Here is a 24496-nt window from a genome sequence, read left to right on the forward strand (position 1 = left end):
GTTTATATGACTCAAGGGATTTTAGAGCTTGTCGAATACTATGAAGAAAAAACGCGAGAATTAAGGCGTTATTTTCATCAGCATCCGGAATTATCCTCGAAGGAGATTCAAACCGGCGCCTTTATTAAAGAAAAATGCCATGCTCTTGGTTTGACGGTTGAAGACGTGCCAGTGGATCAGCGGTCCAAGGGGACGGGATTCATTGCGACCCTAGATACTGGTCGGCCTGGGAAGACCATCGCTTTGAGGACGGATATTGATGCCTTGCCGGTTCAAGAAAATGCTTGTAATTTAGCTCAAAAACGAACGGTGATATCGCAGACGGATGGGGTCATGCATGCCTGTGGGCATGATGGCCATATGGCCATTCTCTTAACCACCATGCAGATTTTGCATGATTTGAAGGATCAATTAAGCGGTAAGATCATTTTTATTTTTGAAGAAGCGGAAGAAACGGCCAACAGTATTCATGCCATGGTTGATTTCTTACAGGGTCGAGGGATTGATGCTATCTACGGTAATCACCTGGCAGCCTTTTTGGATACGGGCTTAATCGCTTGTGATCCCGGCCAGATTATGACAGGGATTGATATGATTAACTTTGATGTGGTGGGTCAAGGGGGTCATGGGTCCAGACCGGACCTGGCTCGCAATCCGATCTATGCTGGAGTGGATATTCTGAACTCTATCTCAGTGGTTTGGAACAATCAAATCGATATTGAAAAGACGGTCACTCTGGGGATCACTCAATTTAATGCAGGGAGCCAGGACAATGTCTTTCCAGATCGGGCCCATATTGCAGGAACGCTGCGCTTCTTTGATGAAGCGGAAGGACGTAGAGCCTATGATCTTTTGATGGATACCGCTAGACGGGTGGCGCCGGTTCATGGTTGCCGGATTGAAGAAGGGGAAGTGGCTGGCTTTGATACTTTGCCAGTGGTGAATGATGAGGACCTAGCCTTGAAAGTTCAATCTCAAGCAGAGGCACTCTTCCCAGGACATCTGGTTCATGACCTGAAGTGGTACGCTTCTGAGACCTTTGCCCACTATTCTTTGGTGGCTCCTTCCGTCTTTAGCTTTGTCGGTATTCGAAATAAGGAACTTGGATCGGGCGCCGAACATCATAATGAATATTTCGATCTGGATGAAGCCGCATTAAAATACGGCGTCGCTTTGATGACCAGCTTTGCCTATCATGAATTGACAGCTGATGATTAAGAAGATCAAAGTCAAAGCAGGCTGATGGGCTTTGATGAGTCGAAGATGAATAGCTAGGGGGCTTGGAATGATTATTCCTATTAATAAAATGAATGCTGCCGATATTGAATTTGCTTGGCGGTTAAGTCAAAGGGCTGAGACCGCCAGTTATCCACGCTTGGCTTCTTATGAGGCAGTGGAAGCGGTCTTCGAAAAGCTATCCTTAAAAGATACGGCGGAAATGATCGTTTTGGAAGAGGAGGGGCATCTTCAAGGTTTATGTGCATATTTCTGGATCGAAGCAGACCGCTATCTTCAGACGACACTTTTTCTAGTGTCAGAAGGGGTGGATTATCGACTCGTGGCGGATTCTATGGTCAACTTTTTGAAGGATCGTTTTGCAACTTATACCCTCTACTTAGGTTTTCCTTTGGATAATCAATCGGCCCATAGCTATTTTGTGAAGCGGTCGGATCTTCAGTCTTTGGAATATAATACAGTGATGCAGTGGAAGCACTCAGAAGCTTATCCTTATCCGGATCAGCACGGAATTGAGCGTGTGACGGAGATTAATTTTGAAGAATACGCTCCTTTCCATGATCGTTTTGCCCTTGAAGAAGGGATTTATTGGACCAGTGAACGACTCGCAAAGGCTTTGGATCGTTTCGTTATATTTTGCTTGAGGAGAGAATGTAAGATCCTAGCAAGTCTATTTGGGATATATAAGAGTTCAAACCCTGAAATTTTTGGTATATATATCGATCCTTCAGTATCAGCTCTAGCGATAGAAGACCGCTTATTGCGAACCTTTTTGGCTTTTGTCAGCCATCAATCGCCCAAGATGGAGTGCCTATATTACTTTTTAGAAGGTGACAGGGATGAGAACGCTGCTAGAATTGCTCGGTTAGAAAGCCTGGGCTTTTGTTGGAAGGAAGATTATTTTCTCGCGGTGCTAGATCCTGAGCGGACTTGTTAGGGGATTTATCTGCATCGATTTTTATGGAGGCGGAAGATGAATCAAGCCATTATTAATTATTTACGAACTCGTTATCAGCCCTTAACTATTGCGGTTTATGGATCTTATGCCGAAGGGACTTTTGATGCCCAAAGTGACTTTGACTGCCTGGTGATTGTCAAGGATAAAACAATAAGCCACGATGATTCGATGATTGAGGGCATCTTGTTAGACTGTTTTATTTATAGTGAAGCCGAACTCGCCCAGCGACCGATTGAGGATTTTTTGACCTTGTACGATGCTATTTTGCTTGAGGATAATGGGAGTGGTGCTAAGCTCAAGCAGGAGGTTCGTGACTATGTTCTAGCCCATCAAATGACCGATCCCGCTGATAAAGATTTCCTTAAATCATGGATGAAGAAGGTCTTGAGGCGGATGGAAAAGGGCGACGATGAGGCCCATTATCGGGCGGTAATGTTGCTGGCTGAAAGTTTGGAAGATTATTTTACCCTAAGAGACCAGTTTTATTTTGGATCGAAGAAGGCGATCAAACAATTGAAGACCATCGATCCCCAAGGCTATGCGCTTTTTCACCAAGCGATGTCCTTACGGTCTGATGGGGCCATTCGGTCTTGGATCGACCATGTGATGGGGATCTAAGCTACGACCGATGGGTGAGGTCATATTAAATAAGAATCATGCAAAGAGGCTAGGGGCTCACACTGAGTCCTAGCCTTTTTGTGGGGTTATTGCTTGGGGAAGACAATATTCTGGAAAGTGTTGAGGGCTTCTTTGAAGCGGGGGATATCAAAGCCGGCGTATTGGATTAAGAAGCAGTGACTGTCTGGACTGGCAATACTCATGTCATAATCCGAGACACTATGAATTCCGATCCCTTGGTCTAACAGGGCTTGCTTGACTGCTTGGTCACTCAAGGGTGTTTCAACTTCTAGTAGGAAATGTAGGCCGGACTGGTTCTCAATAATTCGGTAAGCTTGCCCTTGTAATTGTTTATGAATGCAATCCATGACTTGATTTCTTTTGCGGCCGTAATAGAGTCGCATACGATTAATATGCTTCTCGAAGTAACCCTGACTGATAAAGTTGGCCAACCAATATTGTTCAAAGCAAGAGACTGTGCAGGAATAAAAAGCGAGGTCATCATGATATTGCTTGGCCAGTGGGAGAGGTAAGACCATATAGGAGATCCGAATGGTGGAAGTGAGGGACTTGGAGAAGGTATTGAGATAAATGACTTTTTCGCTTGCATCGATACTCTGTAAGCTCGGTAGGGGCTTGCCTGTAAAACGAAATTCACTATCATAGTCATCTTCAATAATATAGCGTCCAGCTTCTTCATTAACCCAGGCCAAAAGCTCATACCGTCGGTTGATGGGCATGGAGATTCCCGTTGGGAAATGATGGGTGGGATTGATGTGGGCAATATCAGCAGCCACTTGTCTAAGGTCAGAGACCTTAACACCCTCTTGATCGATGGCGGCCAGCTGGCAAGTGACTCGGTGGGCTTCATAGATTTGTTTTAATTTTTTATAGCCGGGGTTTTCAATGCAGTAGATCTTATCCGGTCCTAAGAGCTGAACCAGTATGCCATAGAGGTATTCAGTACCGGCACCGATGACGATTTGTTGGGGATCGACTTGCATCCCTCGAAAAGAGGCCAGGTGATCGGCAATCGCTTGGCGGAGCTTTAGGATGCCGGCAGAGGGAGATCGCTCCAATAATTCCTCCTTGTGATCCGTCATGCTTTGCCGCATCATTTTTGCCATGATGGAAAAGGGAAAATGCTTACTGTCTAATTGACTGCTGGAGAAGTCGAAGGTTAGGTCGGGTTCTTCCTTCATTTGTAAGCGAATGGGACTCGGTTTTGCTAGGGATTGATAGCGGCCAAGATTCTGTAGTTTGGCAACAAAATAGCCCTTACGAGCTTGGGTGTAAAGATAGCCTTCAGCAATCAACTGGTCATAAGCGTTTTCAATGGTTATGGTACTAAGGCCTAGGTGTTTGGCGAAGGCCCGTTTGGAAGGGAGCTTGGTATGGGCGGTCAATCGACCGGCTAGAATGTCCTTTTTGATGGCGGAATAGACTTGTTGATAGAAGGGCTGGTCATTTTCTTTGAGGGCATAGGTTAACATGATTTTCTCCAATCTGGCCTGTAAAAAATAAGCGAATTGAGCCTTTTGGTAAGGTCAAGCTTTGTTTAAGCTTAATATAGCAAGATCATTGAAGCAAATCAAGGAGGATTCGCATGGAAAAGACACAATATGACTTAAATAAAGGCTTGGCTCAAATGTTAAAAGGGGGCGTCATTATGGATGTGACGACCCCAGAACAAGCGCGGATTGCTCAAGAAGCAGGTGCTTGTGCGGTGATGGCTTTGGAACGGATTCCAGCTGATATTCGAGCAGCCGGAGGGGTCTCTCGGATGAGTGATCCCAAGATGATCAAGGGCATTCAAGAAGCCGTCAGCATTCCAGTTATGGCCAAGGTTCGGATTGGACATTTTGTGGAGGCGCAGATTCTACAAGCCATTGATATTGACTATATTGATGAATCAGAGGTTCTTTCACCGGCGGATGATGTCTACCATATTGATAAACGGGCTTTTAAGGTGCCTTTTGTTTGTGGGGCAAGGGATCTGGGAGAAGCCTTACGTCGGATTGAAGAAGGCGCTTCGATGATCCGGACCAAGGGAGAGCCAGGAACTGGCGATGTAGTACAAGCGGTTCGTCATTTAAGAAAGATTAATGCTGCTATTCGTCGCGTTCAAGGCATGTCGCCGGATGAACTCTATGAAGAAGCCAAGCAATTACAAGTTCCTTATGACTTAATTCGCTATGTCCATGAAAATGGCAAATTACCGGTCGTTAACTTCTCAGCCGGTGGCGTCGCAACCCCAGCCGATGCGGCCTTAATGATGCAGTTAGGAGCCGAAGGTGTCTTTGTGGGCTCGGGAATCTTTAAGTCCGGAGATCCTGCTCGTCGAGCAGCAGCGATTGTTCAAGCGGTGACGAATTATCGGGATGCGGCCTTGATTGCTGAATTATCAGAAGATCTCGGCGAAGCGATGGTTGGTTTAAACCCTAATGAGATCAAGGTCATTATGGAAGAACGAGGACAATAAAATGGAGATTGGTGTCTTAGCCCTGCAAGGGGCCTTTCAAGAACACAGAGCGACCTTAGAAAAGCTAGGGGCAAAGGTCCGTGAAGTGCGTCAAGTCAAGGACTTAGATGCGATTAAGGGCTTAGTTCTACCGGGAGGGGAGAGTACCGTTCAAGGCAAGTTGCTTCATGAATTGGGGCTCTTTGATCCTTTGCAGAAAAAAATTCATGACGGACTTCCCGTATTAGCAACCTGTGCGGGTTTGATCTTATTGGCCCAAAAACTGGATCAAGATTCGACACAGCACCTAGCGACCCTACCGGTTACGGTCAAGCGCAATGCTTTTGGCCGTCAGTCCGCTAGCTTTCAAGCGCCGATTCAAGTCGGTGACCTGGCTAATTTTCCGGCAGTCTTTATCCGGGCTCCCTATATCACCCAAATGGGCCTAGGAGTACAAGTCCTGGCTCGAGTCGAAGATAAGATTGTTGCCGTGGCTTATCAGAATCAAATTGGCCTAGCCTTTCACCCGGAACTCTCCTCCGATGATCGCATCCACCAAGCTTTTTTAGCGAAGGTAGCTAGCTATTCGTCTAAGGATTCAATAGTTAATCAATAATCCCCTTTAGCAGGTTTGAGATTTGTGACTCGACCCTGCTTTTTTTGTGGGAGAGATGACGTTAGCTGGATAATTCGATAGAATGAGGACATTGAGAACCTGTTGATTGAGAGGAAGGCTAAGGAGGAAGCTATGAAGACCTATTATTTATTTGATTTGGATGGGACGCTTTTGGATCCGGGGATTGGGATTACCGAAGGGGTACGCCATGCACTCAGGCATTTTGGAATTGAGGTAGCTGAACGTAGTCAGCTCTATCCCTTTATTGGTCCACCTTTATTGGACTCTTTTCAAGAATTTATGGGCTTGAGTCCATCAGAAGCCGAGCAGGCGATCCGCTTTTATCGTGATTATTATCAAGACCAGGGCATGTATGAGAATACAGTCTATCCAGCGATTCCAAGGGTGCTAGCTAGTCTTAAAGCTCAAGGAAAGACACTGGCCCTCGCTACATCTAAGCCAGAATATTTTGCCCAGAAAATCCTAGACCATTATGATCTGGCCCAGTATTTTGATTTTGTGGGTGGGGCGACCCTGGATGAAGCCCGCTCTAAAAAATCAGACGTTATTCAATATAGCTTACAGCATTTAGATAACCCAGATGTCAATCAAGCGGTGATGATTGGTGACCGCAAGTTCGATATTTTAGCAGGTAAAGAAATCGGCTTGACCACTATCGGCGTACTCTATGGCTATGGATCCAAGCAAGAACTCCAAGCAGCGGGGGCAGATTATTTGGTCAGCCAGCCTGAAGATTTGTTGAACTGGCAGGGTTAGAGTGGTTTGATAGCATCCCCCAAAGAATTCGAGGTAGCATGCGTGGATTTTTTGGGGGATTTGTGGTTATTGAAGTCAGCTATAAATGTGGAAATTAGAATTATTTTTAAAATTCTCTTAATGTCAAAAGTATTTGATAGCATTATCCAAAATTCATGATATAGTATAGGAAATATGATAATTAGATAAATAAAATGAATTTATCTTAATTCTTGTTTTTTATTTGAGGAGGGTTTGTATGATTATAGAGTTCGGTGCATGTATTCATGACTTGAGGAGTCAGTTAGAAATGACGCAGGAAGAGTTTGCAGAGCAGATCGGAGTCAGTCGGCAAATTGTGAGTAATTGGGAGCGGGGCTGTAACCATCCAACTTATAAGAATTGGCATTCAATTCGTAAAAAGTTTGGAAATAAGATAGATATTAAACAATGGAATTAGGATAATAGAGTTAATTCCCGCCTATGCGGGGGTGATCCTTAGATAAATAAGATGCTTATTACAAAAGGATCGTTTTTCCCGCCAACGCGGGGGTTTGTAGTAACTGTTTATAAGAAAGGAAAGAAGGGATTTTATCTATACGACAAAGCAGTGCTTTTGGGCTAAGAAAACAGAAGATCAGGGACAGCTGAAATGGCTGCCTCTTGAGCAACATTTAGAAGATACTAGATGTGTGATGGGATTATTATGGGAACATTGGTTAACAAAGGGACAAAAGGATTTTTTACTTCAGTCCATGTCCTTTGGAGATGAAGACCTGGCTAAATCACTGATACAATTTTTGGCTGCGGTTCATGATATTGGTAAAGCAACACCTGCCTTTCAAACTAAGACAGGTTTTCAAAATTCGCCTGATTTAGATAAAACTTTATTGGAACGGTTAGAAGCTTTTGGTTTTCAAGGGATTCAACAACTTGATACACGCTTTGCTAGAAATTCACCTCACGCCTTAGCTGGACAATATATTTTGAGTGAGTATGGTCTGGAAGAAGGCTTGGCCTCTATTATTGGGGGGCATCATGGTCGGCCAATTGATGAGCGAAGTTTGATTAAGAAACAAGTGAGTTATCTCAGTAATTATTATCAAGTTGAGGATGTCAATCATTCACTCTACGGTCTGTGGCAAGCTGAACAGAAAAAAATATTTGACTGGGCATTGAAAATTAACGGATTTGATTCTGTAGAGGATTTGCCCCAAGTGTCGCAGGAAGGGCAGTTTTTAATATCTGGCTTACTCATTATGGCAGATTGGCTAGCAAGTAATGAACACTATTTTCCTTTATTGCCGTTAGATCAACTATCTTGTGAAAACCAAGATAGTCGCATCCAAAGTGGTTGGGGAGCTTGGTTTAAGACCATGCCTATTGAAAGCTTGAACCATCTATCTGTCCAAGAAATGTATAATGCTAGATTTGAGTTTAAACCTAGAGGGCTCCAGGAGAAAATGGCTAACTTGATCGATGGAATTCAAGAGCCAGGATTGATTATTTTAGAAGCACCTATGGGAGAGGGAAAAACAGAGGCTGCTTTGATTGCAGCCGAACAATTGATGCAAAAATCAGGGCGTACTGGTATTTTCTTTGGCTTGCCGACTCAAGCAACTTCAAATGGGATTTTTCCAAGAATTTTACATTGGCTCAATCGATGGATGACGAGGTCCAATGATAAGGTTTCGGTTCAATTGGTTCATGGGAAGGCAGCCCTAAATCAAGATTTTGATCGATTAAAGCATGGTCAGGCTGCCTATAATCATAACGATGAAGTCGATGCTGAAAATATTAATATCGATGGAAATGGATCCATGGAAGAAACGGTCATGGTTAATCAGTGGTTTACTGGCAAGAAGACGGCCGTGTTAGATGACTTCGTGGTGGGGACAGTGGATCAGTTCCTGATGACTGCCCTTAAACAAAAACATTTAGCTTTAAGACATTTAGGTTTCTCAAGAAAGGTTGTCATCATTGATGAAGTTCATGCTTATGATGCCTATATGGATCAGTATTTGACGGAGGCTTTAGTATGGATGGGAGCTTATCAAGTGCCGGTCATCATTCTCTCAGCGACTCTACCTGTCAAAAAGCGTCAGGATTTCGTCCAAGCTTATATGACGGGGAAAGGGGTTAACAAGAAGGGCTTGCAGTTGCCGGAAGGAATAGATTCAAGTGACTACCCTTTGATTACTTATTCTGAGGGTCAGTCTGTTAAGGTATTTAATCAATTCGATAAGAGCGAACGAACCTTAACCGTTACGATTAAAAAAATTGAGGAAACAGAATTAGTGAATCAATTGAGACTCCTGATGGCTAAAAAAGGAATTATTGGAGTGGTTGTCAATACGGTTAGGCGGGCGCAAGAATTGGCGGATCAGTGTATTGACTTATTCGGTAAAGATAAGGTGTCCCTTCTTCATTCGAACTTTGTGGCAACTCATCGACTAGTCAAAGAAAAAAGCTTGATGGATGAAATTGGCAAAAAAGGTAAACGCCCTGAAAGCAAGCTCTACATTGGAACGCAAGTCATTGAACAATCATTAGATATTGATTTTGATTGCCTAGTGAGTGAGTTGGCACCAATGGATCTATTGATCCAAAGGGCAGGGCGCCTTCATCGCCATGACATCGTTCGACCTGAAGAATTTAAGGAACCAGTTATGTATGTCTTAGGAACTAGCTCAACTCAGGAATTTGATTCAGGATCTGCAGCGATTTATGGGGAATACTTATTAGCTAAAACTCAGTATTATTTACCGGATAGTATGTTTTTACCAGAGGATATTTCTCCCTTGGTTCAACAAGTTTATCAGGAAGACACTGAGGAGTGCTTCCTGTCGATGAAGAAAGACTATGATGATCGAATTGATGATAAAGCCTCAAGAGCTAAAAAATTTCGGATTGAAAATCCGCTTCGATCCGGTCCAAGACATAAGAAAATTTCTTTAATTGGATTCTTGAAGAATTTGCATCCCGATCAAAGTGAAAGCTATGCATATGCTCAAGTAAGGGATACACAAGAAACGATTGAGGTTATTTTGCTTAAAGACTTTAAGGAGGGCTATAGCTACATAAATGGCTATGAAGATATTTCGATATGTATTCATGATTCGGCAGTTGCCAAGCGCTTAGCCCAAGAGACCATTACCTTACCTCGGGTTTTAAGTAAACCTTACTTGATTAATGATACGATAAAAGAATTAGAAGTAAATAATTTAAGAAGGCTGAAAGATTGGCAAAAACAACCCTGGTTAAAAGGAAGCCTTGGTCTGATTCTTAATTCAAACAATGAAACGGTTTTAAATGGTTATAAACTAAGGTACAATACCGATAAAGGGCTTACTTATGAAAGGGTGAACACCAGTGAGTAGATTTAATTTATTGGAGGAAGCTTGGATTCCGGTGGTGGTGGATGATCGAGGGACAACAAGAGAGGTCTCTTTAAAGGACCTATTTAAGAATGCTCATCAATATCGGTGTTTAGCTGGAGAGACTAGAACACAAAATTTTGCCTTATTACGGGTTTTACTGGCAGTGCTTCATACTGTATATAGTCGGATTGATGATTCAGGAGCTGTTTATGATCAACTTACTTTAGATGACCGTTGTGTTCCGCATGCAGATATTGATCTAGCAGATCAAGAAGATTATGAAGCAGCTTTAATAGAGACCTGGGTTAATTTATGGGCATTGGGCAAATTTACTGAGAGTATTCAAAACTACTTGGAAAAGTGGCGGGACCATTTTTATCTGTTTGATGATAAATATCCCTTTTTTCAGGTGCTAGCAACAGATATTGCGAGTGAAAAGATTAGTAAAAAGGAAGCCTCATCGGTTGCTGGGAAGAATATGAATCGTCTTATCTCAGAAAGCGGTAATAAAGTGGCTTTGTTCTCACCCAAATCGGATTATGATAATAATAAAAGCCGTCTTAATGAAGCAGAGATTGCTCGATGGTTAATTACCTATCAAGGCTATACAGGATTAGCTGATAAAGTGATTTTTGGTAAAGAAAAATATAAATCGTCCAAGGGTTGGCTATTTGATATTGGGGGTATCTATTTAGAGGGCGATAATCTGTTTGAAACGCTGATGTTAAATTGCCTGTTGAGTCATCCGGAAAGCCAATATAGTTATACGATTCAAAAACCTTGTTGGGAATTTACGGGGGAAGAAAAGATAAACCAGTATTTTTCAGCAAAGCCGATCGACAATTTGGCAGAACTTTACACGATTTGGAGTCGTGCGGTCTATATCGATCCACAATTCGATCTCTTGAATCCATTTTTCTTTCAAATTGTTAAATTACCGGACTTAGAACATGAAGATCAATTTCTTGAGCCTATGACCCTCTGGCGATTTAACAAGAAAGAAGGCTATAATACGCCAAGGAAACATCCGGCCAACCAAGCGGTCTGGCAGTCATTTGGTTTAGTTGCCCTGCCTAGTTCTTATTCTGACGAACAACGTCGACCTGGCGTGATTGATTGGTTGAACAAATTGGTTGAAGAAGAGTTGATTCCCGATAAATTGATGACACTTCAGGCTGTGAGCATGTTGGATGATGGGAATGCGACTTCATGGTTGCCGGTGGATGAAATTTGTGATTCATTGAGCTTGAAAGACTTTATTTTAACCGATCTGGAAGAAAATCATTGGGTACCTCGTATTAATGAAGCAGTAGAGCAAACCAAGAAGGTCGTTGGGTTTACTTATCGTAATTATCTTTCAGACTTATTAAAAATTCGAAATAAGAAAGATACGGGCGAAATGCACCAGCTAGTTGAAACTTTATTTAAGCAAATTGATCAACCGTTTAGAGAATGGTTGAGGTCGATCGAAATTTCTGATTCAAAAGATAAAAAAATAGTGCAATGGTATGATCAATTGTTTCAAATTGTAAAAAACCAAGCTGAATGGCATGTGCTACATGCGAGTCGACGAGATTTTATCGGAGTGAAGGAAGGTGATCAAGGAGAAAGCTTTAATATCATTTCAGCTTATAACAAATTTTATTACTTTTTATGTAAAGAACTTGGAAAGAATCAAGGGGGTGTCAGTGAATGACGACACAAGACAAAGAAGTCAGTGTTTATCAAGTAACCTATAAAATATTGAAAAAAATAGCTAATCAACGAGAAACTCCTGCTGGTAAAGCAACGCTAGCAAAATTAAGAAATTCCTTAGGACGGTCATTGAATGGGACTTCTGAGGTATGGCCGATTCTATTTGAAAATCTGCCCGAGTCCTATTTAGGAAGGAAAGAGACACTAACCGCTCAGGAACAAGCTATTCTAACAAGTTTGCAGTTATATGCGATTCATCAGCAGGGTTTATCAGCAGATATCTTATATTTAGAGGATGGGTATTATAATTTAGGAAAATCACTCCGACTTATTCGCAAAGAAGAAAGCAAAAATGCATTAGATCAACGATTTAACACCTTAATCACCTCAGCAAGCTATGAAGAATTGGTGCACCACTTACGACAACTGATTAAATTATTAAGATCAAAAGCTAAAGATTCAGGTAAAGTCAATTATGCTAAATTAAGCCAAGACCTTTACTGGTATATAAGAGGCTATCAAGAAAATATTAAATTAAATTGGTCTCGTGACTATTATCGAACTATAACTAAAGGAGAAGCGTTAAATGATGAACAATAGATTATTTTTAGATATTCACGTTATTCAAACATTACCCCCTTCGAACATCAATCGTGATGATACTGGGAGTCCTAAGACTGCTCAATATGGTGGGGTTCGTCGGGCGAGAGTAAGTTCTCAATCTTGGAAAAAAGCTATTCGCGATTATTTCAAAGAAAATGGCGATCAAGCGAATGTCGGTGTTCGTACTTTGGAGATTGTTAAGTTTATAGCGAATAAAATCCAAGAAATTGATGCAGAGATTGATTTTGAAACGGCGCAAAAAATGGCAGATGATGTCTTGAATAAAGCGAGTATCAAGACCAAAGACTTTAAAGCTAAGGCGCTCTTTTTCCTAGGAGATATTCAAGCCAAGCGATTAGCTCAAGCTGCGATTGATCAAGTGGATGATAAAAAGGTCTTGCAAGCGATTTTAAAAGATAATCCATCCATCGATATTGCTTTATTTGGTAGGATGGTTGCGGATGATCCTTCCTTGAATGAAGATGCTTCCTGCCAAGTGGCTCACGCTATATCAACTCATGCTGTTGAGACGGAGTTTGATTTCTATACGGCTGTCGATGACCAAGCCCCAGAGGACAATGCTGGAGCAGGTATGTTGGGTACTGTGGAATTTAATTCATCGACATTATACCGTTATGCGAATATTGCCTTGCATGAATTTGAACAACAAATTCAAAGCAAAGAAGCGACGATTAAAGCAACCCAACTATTTATTGAAGCTTTTATCAAGGCGTTACCAACAGGCAAGCTAAATACTTTTGCTAACCAAACATTACCACAGGCGGTTCTCGTCCAATTGAGATCCGATCGTCCGGTCAATCTTGTCACTGCCTTTGAAAAGCCAATTCGTTCTTCAGAAGGTTATGTCGATCAATCAATTCAAGAACTATTTGAGGAGAGTATCAAAGTAGCTAAAATTGCTAATAAACCATTGTCTAGTTATGTCCTCTTGTTAGATAAGTGTGATCTGGAATCGATTGTGGGACAAGAAGTAGATAGTATGGATGGATTGAAGTCGTTGATTAGTCAAGAATTGGAAGAATTATTGCCAGAAATGAGTGAATAACCATGGCAACCATTTTATTAAAGTTTGCTGGTCCCCTGCAATCTTACGGAACGAGTTCACACTTTGAGACCCGGCACACGGATTTATATCCGTCAAAAAGTGCCGTTCTAGGGATGGTGGCTGCTTGTTTGGGGTACCGACGACACGAAAAAGATAAGCTGCAATTATTAAATACGTTAGATTTTGCAGTTCGAGTAGACCAAGTAGGTAAGTTATTGAAGGATTACCATACTGCTAAAAAGTATAAAAAAAATGGAGTTTTTGAGAGAACTTATGTTACTAATCGCTATTATGTTGAAGATGCGGTCTTTTTAGTTGCTCTAAGCCATGATGACTCAGATTTTATTGAAAAGATAGCGGAAGCTCTAATGAATCCCTATTTTCAACCTTTTCTGGGAAGACGCGCCTTACCTTTGACAGTTGATTTTTTCCAAGGAGTGCATGAGGAAACGATTGTTTCCTTGTTGAAAAAGTACCCCTGGCAGGCAGGTAAATGGTATAAGAAGTTGCATTCTAACCAAGTAACTATTTATCTTGATGCGCACTTATTAAATGAATCACCTAGGATGATGCGCAAGGATCGTCCAGAGTCTTTTGACCAAGCGGGTCGACGCTTTAACGTTAGGTATGAAGCTAGTCTGGATGTTCAATTAGACAGCGAATATGGGGAGCATGATGCTTTTTCTGCATTAGGAGGTGAAGAGTTTGTATCTATCTAGGGTAGAGATTGATAGTAACAATCGACAAAAAATCAGAGACTTATCGCATGTAGGAGCCTATCATAATTGGGTGGAGCAGTCTTTTCCAGAAGAGTTTGAGCAAAAGGTTCGTACGAGAAAACTCTGGCGTATTGATCAGCTCCATAATAAAGACTACTTGTTGGTCGTGAGTTCTACTCAACCAGATTTAACTTTGTTAGAAAGATATGGTGTAGCAGGAACAGCATCCAGTAAAAATTATGATCATTTTTTAAATAGTATCTATGAAGGCATGGAGTCCCAATTTCGGATTACATTGAACCCTTCGATTGCGATTAAGGAAGGAAATCATGGTAAACGCGGAAGAGTAATGCCTCATGTTAGTTACCAATTTCAAGAGAAGTTCTTATTGGATCGAAGTTTAAAAAATGGATTTTCAGTAGAGCCAGATCAATTTCAAATTGTAGATCGCGGCTATGCTCTTTTCAAGAAAGCAAATCAACGGACAGTTCGATTGGTAAAAGTCACTTATCAAGGTGTATTAAGGGTAGAGGATAAAGAAAAATTCATCCAAACTTTGACGAAAGGCTTTGGGAAGAAAAAAGCCTATGGTTTTGGGTTGATGACGATTATCCCTAGAAGTTAATATTAGAGGTCAATGATGGAACGGAAATTTGGAGCTAAAAAGACCAGCTTGCATGAGTTGCCTCGGATTGAGGATCGAGTCAGTTTTATTTATTTAGAACGTGCTAAAATCCATCGTCAGGATAGTTCTATTACCGTAAGGAATCAGCAAGGATTGGTAAAAATACCGGCAGCCATGGTAGGTGTTCTTATGTTGGGGCCAGGTATTGAGATCAGTCATCAAGCCATGGAGTTAATTGGGGATACAGGGACAAGTGTTATTTGGGTGGGAGAACGAGGGGTTAGATACTATGCTCAAGGACGCCCCTTAGCCCATTCGACGCGGCTATTAGAAAGACAAGCGATGCTCGTATCTAATAAGCGGTTGAGATTAGATGTTGCGAGAAAAATGTATTCGATGCGTTTTCCCAATGAAGATGTGTCTAAATTAACGATGCAACAATTGAGAGGTCGTGAAGGGGCTCGAGTAAGAAGAGTCTATCGGGAGTTTTCAAAGTTATACAAGGTGGAATGGTCAGTAAGGGATTACGATCCGGATGATTTTGAGAAAAGTGACGTTGTTAATCAGGCGTTATCATCCTGTAATGTGAGTCTTTACGGAGTGGTACACAGTGTTATTGCCGCTTTGGGATTATCTCCAGGCCTTGGCTTTGTTCATACGGGTCATGATAAGTCCTTTGTCTATGACATTGCAGACCTGTATAAGACAGAATATACGATTCCTTTATCATTTGAGATTGCATCGAAGTATGGTCGAGAAGATGATATTGGAAGTCTTTCTAGGCAGCGAATGAGAGACTCTTTTGTTGATGGAAAGTTAATGAAACGACTTGTTAAAGATATTCAGTATCTTTTTGATATACCGATTGAAGAGCAGATTGAAATTGATACCCTGGAACTGTGGGACGATAAGGACCAACTGGTTAGGCATGGGGTCAATTATAGTGAGGATGATGGGACATGCCTGTAACAGTCATCACTTTAAAAAAGTCGACCCCCTCTTTAAGAGGAGACTTATCAAAATGGATGCAAGAGATCGCAACAGGTGTCTATATTGGAAATTTTAATGCAAGGATTCGGGAACAATTGTGGCAGCGTGTCATACAGAATGTAGGAAAGGGTGAAGCAACGCTCAGTTATGCTTGTCGAAATGAAATCGGCTATGATTTTAAGACGCATAATACTGATCGAGAAGTAGTGTATTTTGATGGACTTCCTTTGGTTAATTTACCAGTGTCTAATGTGGCGGATCAAAATGGAATTAAGTTAGGATTTAGCAACGCTTCGAAATTTCACCGAGTTAAACATAAGAAAATGGCTAGTAATCTGAATTATAGGTTACACAGGCCATATATGGTTATTGATATTGAAACAGAGGGGTTGGATTCAAAGAAACATGCCATTATTGAGATAGCAGCTGTGTTGGTTGAAGCGGATAAATTAACCATGTTCTCCTCTTTGATAAATACAGGTAGATCCTTAAATGAAGAGATTATAGATTTAACAGGGATTACTAATCAGTGCTTGATAGAGAATGGCAAACCCATTGAAGAGGTGTTACTTGAGTTTTTGGACTTCCTGGGAGACCAGCTAGTTGTTGGCTATGGGGTTGCGTTTGATATAGAGTTTTTAAACAAAGCATTAGAAAAAATGGGTAAATCAGCTATAAGCAATCAGATCGTTGATTTAAAGAGACTTGTAAAAAAAGAAAACATGTTTCTAGCAAATTATAAATTGGAAACAGTTCTTAACGCATATGGGATCGATAAAAAAGTACCTCATCGGGCTTTAGAGGATTCTAAACTTATTTATGAGTTATCCACTAAAGTGAATTTATTTTTGAAGATGGTCGAAGAGAAAGCTTGATTTTAAAGGGATCTTTTACTGTTCTTCCCGCGCAAGCGGGGGTGATCCTTGGAAATTTGCTTTTGAAAAGCTGGACTTAAAGTTCTTCCCGCGCAAGCGGGGGTGATCCCGTTTTGTGACTAGAGTTGACATTTTTAGCATGGTTCTTCCCGCGCAAGCGGGGGTGATCCTAGTCATGTTTTGCCAAATCCCTAAAGCATAAAGTTCTTCCCGCGCAAGCGGGGGTGATCCCTCATATTCGCCACCCCAAATATCAAGAATTGAGTTCTTCCCGCGCAAGCGGGGGTGATCCTTTCTGAATGACATAATCAAAAGCTTCACCGGCGTTCTTCCCGCGCAAGCGGGGGTGATCCCGCCTTGGGGGCTTTATCACTAGCCGCTTATAAGTTCTTCCCGCGCAAGCGGGGGTGATCCTTCGATTTGAAGCAAGTGATGAATTAGTTGATAGTTCTTCCCGCGCAAGCGGGGGTGATCCTAGCCCCAGGCTTAATTTTGTCTAAGTACGCTTGTTCTTCCCGCGCAAGCGGGGGTGATCCTAGTACCGTTCGGGTATATCTACGACCGTCTTAGTTCTTCCCGCGCAAGCGGGGGTGATCCCCGGGCATACGAGGCTAAAAGCAGCAAAGAAGCGTTCTTCCCGCACAAGCGGGGGTGATCCCGGTATTATTCCTGAGATGGAAAGTATCACAGTGTTCTTCCCGCACAAGCGGGGGTGATCCCTCATTCAAACAGCGACAATAAGCGGTTTGTTGGTTCTTCCCGCACAAGCGGGAGTGATCCCGCAATCACACCTTGGATGTAACCTTCTTTTAAGTTCTTCCCGCACAAGCGGGAGTGATCCTGATTGTGAAGGATGAAGCCTTTGCGAAGTTAGGTTCTTCCCGCACAAGCGGGAGTGATCCTTATCCACATCAAACAGGAGCGGTTACTATTTCGTTCTTCCCGCACAAGCGGGAGTGATCCTTTTTGATGGGCAAATATAACGTGCCCTTAGAGGTTCTTCCCGCACAAGCGGGGTGATACCTTTTATTATTCGATGAAATCAGCTGGTCGCGAGATGTGTGCCCCTTTGCAACATCAGATTGTGACTAAAGGCGAGGCGTTCATGGCTGAAGATGGCACACAGGTCTATTCGCTCAACGATTATGGTTATGGCTCTCCTGGGGGCTGTCTAGGAATTAACTGTGGTCATATGATGACACCTTTCATCATTGGCGCTAATTACAAGCCCGAATTGCCAGATTATCTGAAGAATCTAACTCCTGAACAGGCAGAAGAAAATGCCCGAACACAACAAGTGCAGCGTGCTTATGAGCGAAATATTCGCAAAGAAAAAGAACGTTTAGCAGTGGCTAAGGAATTGAAAGATGTTGATCGAATTCAAAAGTCACAACTCAAGATCAAGGCGTTAGAGTCAGGACTTATGAAGTTGGTTAAAGACAATGATTTCCTAATTCGTAAGAAAGAGCGAGAGCGTTATTATAATAATCTAGAATCATACAATAAAGCTAAGCAGAACATGGAGAAAGTGATTGAAAAAGAGTATAATAAGTTTAACGAGAAGCTTAATCAAAAACTCTCTAAGGAGCAGTATCGTGATATAATAAGTCATGATTTGAAGCGGATTAATAAGGTTATGTCTGAACATGAAGAATTAGCAAGAAGATTGCAATTGAAAGAGAGAAAACAAAAACAACATATCTATGGAACCGATGACTACAAAGAACGTGTCAAAAGAGATTTAAATAAGGGGAAAACACCTCCTAGTTATTTTAAAAATATATCTAGCAAATCTATTCATAATATAATTTTGAAAGAAATAAATATGAGAAAGATTTTTAATCAATATCAATATATTGATATCAAAAACATCGACGGTGCTTATATAGACAGTACTGGTAAAATAAGTAAGATTAATCAAGTGAACATCAAACATGGTAAACAAGGCATACATGGTGTTCCAAATTACAGAGGAGAGGATAACAGTGGTCAAAGCGGATGATTATAATATTCTGAGCTATTTTGGTAAAAATATATCTTTAACGATGAAAAACGGGAAAGTCGAAAAGGATATATTTTTAGGAATAGATTATTATGATGATAATGACGAAGGTGATGGTTTTATCTTAGCTGTAAATGGGGATAGAACAATTGGCCGTCTAGTCCTTGAAAAAGACGTCGAGAGAGTAGAATTTGAAGATTAGCACTTAACAGTTCTGTTAGGTGCTATTTTTTATGCGTTGAGTAGTGAGAAGATAGGTATTATAATAAGGTAAAAATTATAACGGACCTGCAACGGACAGAATCGCTACACTGATGACTCAGAATAAACTAAAAAACGGAGTGATACCATATGACAAAAAGTGAAGAAGCGGTTCAATGGTTTGATAGAGTGTTATCAAAACAAATATCATTATGGGACTTTTCTTTTGATTTTGGTGAATGGTTGGCGTACGAAAACGGTGATGAGCTAGAAAAAGAGAATGAAAAGCTATTTGATCTATTGAATGATTTTTTACCTGACAAGCTTGAAGAACTTGATAGTTACGAACTTGAAGACAATAGAAGTTGGTTAGAAGAATATAGAAATAAATCGAAAAAATTAATCGAAAAATGAGAAGTAATCGTGATTAATCGTGCGAAATATCGGACAAGATCTTTGTCCTTCCCATTCAACCGGGACGGCACAAAAATCCCAAATAAAAACCACCCCCATCCCCATGATACTATCCATGGGGTTGAGGGTGGTTCATTATTTTTAGGAAGCGAGCCGGTCTTTAATGGCCGCACCAAGGGTGAAGATCAATGCCGTAATTAGAGCGGGAAGTAGCCATTCTAAGCCGAACTTGGTGAGTGGTAAGCTGTAAGTCCACGTCGCCAAGTTATGAAAGAGCTTATAAAGGATCGTGTTTTCCTGAGCTGCCAAGGCTTGTACAGTCCCGATTAGGCCAGCAGCGATGACTCCTCCCGTATAAGTCTGATTGTATTTGATCTTGCGATCGAAGAAGGAAAGAATAATCAGGATCATAAACATCGGATAGATGATAGATAAGACGGAAGACGCAATGCCAATGATTTGTTGCGTCCCAATCAGAGAGATAAGAAATTCAACACTGACACAGACTAGACAGACTTGTTGATAAGACCAACGACCACCTGAAGCTTGATGGAAGAAATTACTACAGGCTGAAGTGAGACCAATGGCTGTTGTGAGGCAGGCTAAAGCCACACAGATCCCCATGAGCAATTGCCCCCAATGGCCGAGCGTTAGAGTAATCATGCCATTAAAGACTTCCGTTCGACCATTATCTGGTCCATAAAAGGCAGAAATCTGAGAGCCAACATAAGCAAGAGCCACATAAACTAAGGCCAATAAGATAAAGGCAACTAATCCAACCAAGCTACCGGCTTTGATCTGATGTTTACCAGCTTGATAGCCTCGGTTTTTTAATTCGGTCATGACAATACTAGCCATTAAGGAAGCGCCTAAGGCATCCATGGTTTGATAACCTTCTCTAAAGCCAGTAGCAAAGGGCTGTTCCAATCGATTAGCTGCGATCTCTTTAGCAGGATGGATCCAGGTTGAAATCACGAGAATCGCAATAATGATTAGGATGGAGGGGGTTAAGTATTTTCCGATATGATCGACAACTTTGTTAGGATTTAAAGCCAGATAGGCAGTTAAGCCAAAAAAGATGAGCGAGGTGACCCAGATGGGAACCATGGGAAAGAGATTTTGAACGAAGATCTCGTGGGTGGTGGCACCCGTTCTAGGTACTGAGAACAAGGGACCAATCAAGAGAATGGCAATACCAGCTAGAATGAGTCCAAACTTTGGATGGACACGCTTGCCCAGGTCGTCTGCTTGCCCGCCTAATTGAATGGTGACGAGTACTCCTAAAATTGGAAAAAGTGGGTCTGATGTTAAAAAGCCACCGATGGCCTGCCACCAAGCCTGTCCACTGACAACCCCTAAGTAGGGTGGGAAGATGAGATTACCAGCCCCAAAGAAGATGGCAAAAAGGGCCAGTCCGGTAATTAAAATATCGCTCGTTTTTATTTTCATAGTGTATATCCGCCTATCTAGTAAATTTTATGGTTAAATCATAGCACAAATGAGCGAAAAATGAGAGAATAATTTGAATTTTTAAAGAATTAATGAAAGGGTATTTAAGGGTATTCTGCCAGTAGCTGACACTTCATGTTATAATTAATGAAATAAAGACTAGACCTTAGGCAAGAATCAAACCTTGTTTATCATTTTGTTAGGAGGGATTGCATGTATCAAGTCTGGACTTATCCCAGTCCCTTAGGGCCGATTCGTTTAACCATGAATGAGATTGGCCAACTGGTCTCCTTAGTCCTAGAAGAAGGCAAGTTATCTGACAATTCAGGTCCCATCGCGGTCGAAGCCGCCTCGAATGGGGCAGACTTCGTCTACTTTACGAATTATCTTCAGGCTTATTTTGAGGGGGATCCTCCTTTATTAGATCCCAGTCGTTTAGCCCCCCTTCATTCAACCCCTTTTCGCTTGAAAGTCTGGCAGGAGTTATTAAGCCTGCCTTTTGGGCAGTTGATTAGCTATGGAGAATTGGGAAGGCGCGTGGCTCCTTCTTCCAAGCATATGGCGCAGGCAATCGGTCAGGCAGTCGGTGCCAACCCCATTCCTTTAATTATTCCCTGCCACCGAGTTGTCGGATCCAAGGGACAGCTAACCGGCTATGCGGGTGGGATCCCCTTGAAGAAACGCTTGTTGACGCATGAAGGGATCTCGATTGCAGGAGACCGAGTGTTAGAAAGGAAGAAAAGCGAATGAAGTTTCCAGGGATTGATCTGACTGAGAATGTTCGTTTGGGTGCGGTTTTTGATTATTTTCAACAGACTCATTTTGTGCTATCCAACTTAAAGATTGACTTTAGCCAAGATTATTTTAGGGTAGCGGCTAAGGTCAATGGACAATCGGTCAAATTAAAGCTTGACCCTCAAGGTCGGATTGAAGGCTATTACTGTGAGAATCGTCATTACTTTGGCCAACAATTCTGCTGGTCTTGTTGGACGGTCATTAGTTACTTGAGGGAACGTCATCCGGAACTTCCTTATCAGATGACGGCTAAAGATACGATGATTTTTCAGATTGAAGAATTAAAGGAGGACCTGGCCTTTTGTGTTGCGCAAACCCGTTTTCTCAGCGGTTGGTTACAAGTCTATCAAGACCAGCTGGCACCCATTTTTACCGACCAAGTCACGCTCATTCGACTCGAACCCTATACCCAGTGGGACGACCAACAAGGGACTTATAAGATTCGCTTTCGCATGGGGCAAGATAAGCTCTATGCCATTAAATCTTTGGATGATCAATTACTGACGCCTTTAGCCAATCATCAGGTAGTTAGATTAGGCAAACAAGCTTGCTTCTTATTGGATGAAGCTCGCTTTGATGAATTGGCCAAGCGAAGCCTGGACTTTATTCGTCGTCATCTTGCCAGTATCTATCAAAAGGGAGCTATCTTAGTGGATGCTAACAGCTTAAAGGATTATATCCAGACCTTTAAGGATCAAGTGGATTTTGACTGGCAACCCTTAAAGGAACACTTTGATTTGAGCTTGAGTCAACCAATTCCTCATACTTATCAAGTCCAGCTAGACCTGAAGGGGTATGATCTGGTGGCAGAGGCGGGGGATTGCTTGTTATTTCGTGACCTTGCCCATCAAGCCTATTATTATTTTTCTAATCAAGTAGAGGCCTTTTGGGTGAAGACAGTGCATGATTATGAGTCCTTTCAATGGGTTCCTGAGTCCCAATTGCCTTCAATTAAGCGAGCGGTCCTTAGCCAGGCACCCTTGTTGCAACTTAGGGGAGATTGGCCAGATTCAACGGATGACCTAGCTTTCTTTGTGGATCTAACGGATCAATTGGAATTGACCCTCACATTGGAAAGTTTGACCCCTGATTCACCCCAGGCTAGGCTAATTCTAGAAAGACTTAAAACAAGCTATCAAGCTCAAGCAATGGGCCCTTGGCAATTGAAGATTAGCCAGGAAACGAAGTTGGATCAATTTATTCAACAGACCCTACCTCATTTGAAGGATTTTGGAAAAGTCTATATTAGTCAAGCCCTTAAGAGCCTAACTAAGCCTCGGCGCTTACCCCTTAAGCTCAAGTTGGGGATGAATAAGGGGCAAATTTCCTTGGATTTGCAGTCGGAGGATTTGGATCTTAAACAAGTGAATCAGATTCTTAAGTCCTACCATAAAAAGAAGCATTTCTACCAATTATCGAAGCAGGAACGGGTTCTGATTGATCCAGAGCAATTATCGGCAGTGGAGAGCTTGCTGCAAGACTTGGCCTTAAAAAAGCTCAATCAGCATGAACAAGTTCCCCTGTATCGTTATTATCAATTAAAAGCTTTTGATCGGGAGTCGCTAGACTTGGAATTTGACCGGGCGATCGAAGACTGCTTGCAGAGGCCTTCGTTACCGATCGATCCAAGTATTCGCTCAATCCTCTATCCTTATCAAGTGCAAGGGGTCGAGTGGCTTTTGAAGCTACGTGCCATGCGCTTGGGTGGAATTTTGGCGGATGATATGGGACTAGGAAAGAGTCTACAATTGATCGCCTATATGGCTTCAGTGGTCTCAGAACTGACTAAGCCCATTTTGATCGTGGTACCAGCCTCATTAATCTATAATTGGCAAAAGGAACTGCAAAAATTCCCCATTCCAGTCCCGTCTCACTTAATCACCGGACAAGCGGCTCAAAGACGGGCCAGCATTGAAGCCTATGGGAACTTGCCAGGGATTTTGATTACTTCTTATGATTACTTACGCCGCGACTTGGCCTATTATCAGGATTTGACTTTTGATACTCTGGTTCTGGATGAAGGGCAATATATCAAGAATGCTCAGAGTCAGATTGCACGAGCGGTAAAGACTTTGAAAGCGGACTATCGTTTTGCCCTAACGGGGACTCCGATGGAGAATAATCTGGCTGAACTGTGGTCGCTCTTTGACTTTTTGTTGCCGGGTTATTTATACAGTTATCCCCAATTCAAAAAGCGTTTCGAGCACGATATTGTCAAGGAAGATGCGGTTGAAGCTTCTACAAAGTTGAAGCAAATGATAGGCCCTTTTATTCTTCGTCGGATGAAAAAGGAAGTCATGCAAGATTTGCCGGATAAGTTAGAGGAGAATTACTATATTTCCCTGGAAAAAAGTGAAGAAAAGCTCTATCAAGCTAGCTTAATGGAGGCCAAGCAAAAATTAGCTCAAGAAGCTGGGGAAGGCTCACAAGCCATTCAAGTCTTAGCTCTCTTGACGCGCTTGCGCCAGTTAGCCCTGGATCCCCGTTTGATTTATGATAATATTCAGCAAGCTTCATCCAAGATGAAGACAGCCATCGAATTAATTCAACAAGCCTTGGCGAATGGTCAATCCGTCCTGGTTTTTTCTAACTTTACCTCAGCGTTAGATCTTTTACGGGATTCTTTGACTGATAGGGCAATTCCTTGCCTGGTCTTAACGGGTCAAACGCCTAAACAAGCCCGCCAACGATCGGTGGAACAATTTCAAGCCAGTCCTGGTCAGGTCTTTTTAATCTCACTTAAAGCTGGAGGGACAGGACTGAATTTGACTCAGGCCTCGATTGTGATTCATTTAGATCCTTGGTGGAATGAGAGTGCACAAAATCAAGCCACCGACCGTGCTTATCGGATTGGTCAGGAGAATAATGTGACCGTTTATAAATTGATTGCTAAAGGGACCTTGGAAGAAAAGATGGAAGCATTAAAGCAGGAAAAATCAGCCCTCTTTGACCGCTTTGTGGAGGGGTCTACTGGATCCGTCCACCATCTTAGCGCAGAGGAATTACGACACTTATTTTTAGAAGGAGCGGATTAATC

The 24496-nt window shown here is 42.1% G+C and carries 22 protein-coding genes and 1 CRISPR repeat array; of the genes, 20 read left to right on the top strand and 2 right to left on the bottom strand.

The annotated features are described in order from the left end of the window. Positions 1–6 precede the first annotated feature (6 nt). The 3 genes from HMPREF2758_RS05215 to HMPREF2758_RS05225 all read left to right on the top strand — a co-directional run bounded on the left by HMPREF2758_RS05215 (position 7) and on the right by HMPREF2758_RS05225 (position 2812). Entirely contained in the window at positions 7–1218 is a 1212-nt protein-coding gene (locus HMPREF2758_RS05215) for an amidohydrolase (RefSeq protein ID WP_070609490.1), read from the top strand. Between the two features lie 67 nt (positions 1219–1285). After that, positions 1286–2173 (top strand): hypothetical protein, encoded by an 888-nt coding sequence (locus HMPREF2758_RS05220; RefSeq protein WP_070609491.1) that lies wholly within the window; start codon positions 1286–1288, stop codon positions 2171–2173. Positions 2174–2209: 36 nt separating this feature from the next. Continuing rightward, positions 2210–2812 (top strand): nucleotidyltransferase domain-containing protein, encoded by a 603-nt coding sequence (locus HMPREF2758_RS05225; RefSeq protein ID WP_070609492.1) that lies wholly within the window; start codon positions 2210–2212, stop codon positions 2810–2812. 86 nt (positions 2813–2898) lie between these two features. On the opposite strand, the gene HMPREF2758_RS05230 is transcribed toward HMPREF2758_RS05225, so the two are convergent. After that, positions 2899–4305 (bottom strand): MocR-like pyridoxine biosynthesis transcription factor PdxR, encoded by a 1407-nt coding sequence (locus HMPREF2758_RS05230; protein ID WP_070609493.1) that lies wholly within the window; start codon positions 4303–4305, stop codon positions 2899–2901. A 113-nt stretch (positions 4306–4418) separates the two neighbouring features. Here HMPREF2758_RS05230 and pdxS point away from each other — a divergent pair, with 113 nt between their 5' ends. From pdxS to HMPREF2758_RS05305, 15 genes are all read left to right on the top strand, one after another. Then, the gene (pdxS, locus tag HMPREF2758_RS05235) at positions 4419–5294 is read left to right on the top strand and encodes a pyridoxal 5'-phosphate synthase lyase subunit PdxS (protein ID WP_006908901.1); all 876 of its coding nucleotides are present in this window, start codon (positions 4419–4421) and stop codon (positions 5292–5294) included. 1 nt (position 5295) lies between these two features. Next, positions 5296–5889, top strand: coding sequence for a pyridoxal 5'-phosphate synthase glutaminase subunit PdxT (gene pdxT, locus HMPREF2758_RS05240; protein ID WP_070609494.1), 594 nt, complete (start codon positions 5296–5298; stop codon positions 5887–5889). 132 nt (positions 5890–6021) lie between these two features. Continuing rightward, a complete protein-coding gene (locus HMPREF2758_RS05245; protein WP_070609495.1) occupies positions 6022–6666 on the top strand; it encodes an HAD family hydrolase in 645 nt (214 codons plus the stop codon). Positions 6667–6904: 238 nt separating this feature from the next. Then, a complete protein-coding gene (locus tag HMPREF2758_RS05250; protein WP_070609496.1) occupies positions 6905–7105 on the top strand; it encodes a helix-turn-helix transcriptional regulator in 201 nt (66 codons plus the stop codon). 133 nt (positions 7106–7238) lie between these two features. Next, positions 7239–10025 carry a CRISPR-associated helicase/endonuclease Cas3 gene (locus tag HMPREF2758_RS05255; RefSeq protein ID WP_070609497.1) on the top strand — a complete coding sequence of 929 codons (2787 nt, stop codon included), beginning with the start codon at positions 7239–7241 and terminating at the stop codon, positions 10023–10025. Then, the gene (locus tag HMPREF2758_RS05260; protein ID WP_070609498.1) at positions 10018–11721 is read left to right on the top strand and encodes a type I-E CRISPR-associated protein Cse1/CasA; all 1704 of its coding nucleotides are present in this window, start codon (positions 10018–10020) and stop codon (positions 11719–11721) included. Before HMPREF2758_RS05255 ends, HMPREF2758_RS05260 begins: the two co-directional genes overlap by 8 nt. Next, positions 11718–12320, top strand: a complete 603-nt coding sequence (gene casB, locus HMPREF2758_RS05265) for a type I-E CRISPR-associated protein Cse2/CasB (protein ID WP_070609499.1) — start codon at positions 11718–11720, stop codon at positions 12318–12320. Before HMPREF2758_RS05260 ends, casB begins: the two co-directional genes overlap by 4 nt. Then, positions 12307–13389 (top strand): type I-E CRISPR-associated protein Cas7/Cse4/CasC, encoded by a 1083-nt coding sequence (gene cas7e / locus HMPREF2758_RS05270; protein ID WP_210384434.1) that lies wholly within the window; start codon positions 12307–12309, stop codon positions 13387–13389. Before casB ends, cas7e begins: the two co-directional genes overlap by 14 nt. Before the next feature lie 2 nt (positions 13390–13391). Next, positions 13392–14108 (top strand): type I-E CRISPR-associated protein Cas5/CasD, encoded by a 717-nt coding sequence (cas5e, locus tag HMPREF2758_RS05275; protein WP_070609500.1) that lies wholly within the window; start codon positions 13392–13394, stop codon positions 14106–14108. After that, positions 14095–14733: a type I-E CRISPR-associated protein Cas6/Cse3/CasE gene (gene cas6e, locus HMPREF2758_RS05280; RefSeq protein WP_070609501.1), complete on the top strand. Its 639-nt coding sequence runs from the start codon at positions 14095–14097 to the stop codon at positions 14731–14733. Before cas5e ends, cas6e begins: the two co-directional genes overlap by 14 nt. Before the next feature lie 15 nt (positions 14734–14748). Next, a complete protein-coding gene (gene cas1e, locus HMPREF2758_RS05285; protein WP_070609502.1) occupies positions 14749–15702 on the top strand; it encodes a type I-E CRISPR-associated endonuclease Cas1e in 954 nt (317 codons plus the stop codon). After that, positions 15693–16598, top strand: a complete 906-nt coding sequence (cas2e, locus tag HMPREF2758_RS05290; RefSeq protein ID WP_070609503.1) for a type I-E CRISPR-associated endoribonuclease Cas2e — start codon at positions 15693–15695, stop codon at positions 16596–16598. The genes cas1e and cas2e overlap by 10 nt, the downstream gene beginning before the upstream one ends. A 20-nt stretch (positions 16599–16618) precedes the next feature. Beyond that, positions 16619–17622: direct repeats of the CRISPR family, unit length 28 nt; unit sequence GTTCTTCCCGCGCAAGCGGGGGTGATCC. A gap of 33 nt (positions 17623–17655) precedes the next feature. Then, complete coding sequence (locus tag HMPREF2758_RS05295) at positions 17656–18600, top strand: phage minor capsid protein (protein ID WP_246823260.1); 945 nt, start codon at positions 17656–17658, stop codon at positions 18598–18600. Continuing rightward, on the top strand, positions 18584–18802 hold the full coding sequence (locus tag HMPREF2758_RS05300) for a hypothetical protein (protein ID WP_070609505.1): 219 nt from the start codon (positions 18584–18586) through the stop codon (positions 18800–18802). The genes HMPREF2758_RS05295 and HMPREF2758_RS05300 overlap by 17 nt, the downstream gene beginning before the upstream one ends. A 149-nt stretch (positions 18803–18951) precedes the next feature. Next, positions 18952–19215: a hypothetical protein gene (locus HMPREF2758_RS05305; protein WP_070609506.1), complete on the top strand. Its 264-nt coding sequence runs from the start codon at positions 18952–18954 to the stop codon at positions 19213–19215. 141 nt (positions 19216–19356) lie between these two features. Here the strand turns inward: HMPREF2758_RS05305 and brnQ are convergent, their stop codons facing one another. Then, positions 19357–20664, bottom strand: a complete 1308-nt coding sequence (gene brnQ, locus HMPREF2758_RS05310; protein ID WP_070609507.1) for a branched-chain amino acid transport system II carrier protein — start codon at positions 20662–20664, stop codon at positions 19357–19359. A gap of 213 nt (positions 20665–20877) precedes the next feature. Here brnQ and HMPREF2758_RS05315 point away from each other — a divergent pair, with 213 nt between their 5' ends. Together HMPREF2758_RS05315 and HMPREF2758_RS05320 are read left to right on the top strand one after the other, a co-directional pair. Further along, positions 20878–21414 carry a methylated-DNA--[protein]-cysteine S-methyltransferase gene (locus tag HMPREF2758_RS05315; RefSeq protein WP_070609508.1) on the top strand — a complete coding sequence of 179 codons (537 nt, stop codon included), beginning with the start codon at positions 20878–20880 and terminating at the stop codon, positions 21412–21414. Continuing rightward, a complete protein-coding gene (locus HMPREF2758_RS05320) occupies positions 21411–24494 on the top strand; it encodes a DEAD/DEAH box helicase (RefSeq protein ID WP_070609509.1) in 3084 nt (1027 codons plus the stop codon). Before HMPREF2758_RS05315 ends, HMPREF2758_RS05320 begins: the two co-directional genes overlap by 4 nt. The last annotated feature ends 2 nt before the right edge of the window (positions 24495–24496 follow it).

It is taken from the genome of Facklamia sp. HMSC062C11, assembly GCF_001810675.1.
Taxonomy (GTDB): Bacteria; Bacillota; Bacilli; order Lactobacillales; family Aerococcaceae; genus Facklamia; species Facklamia hominis.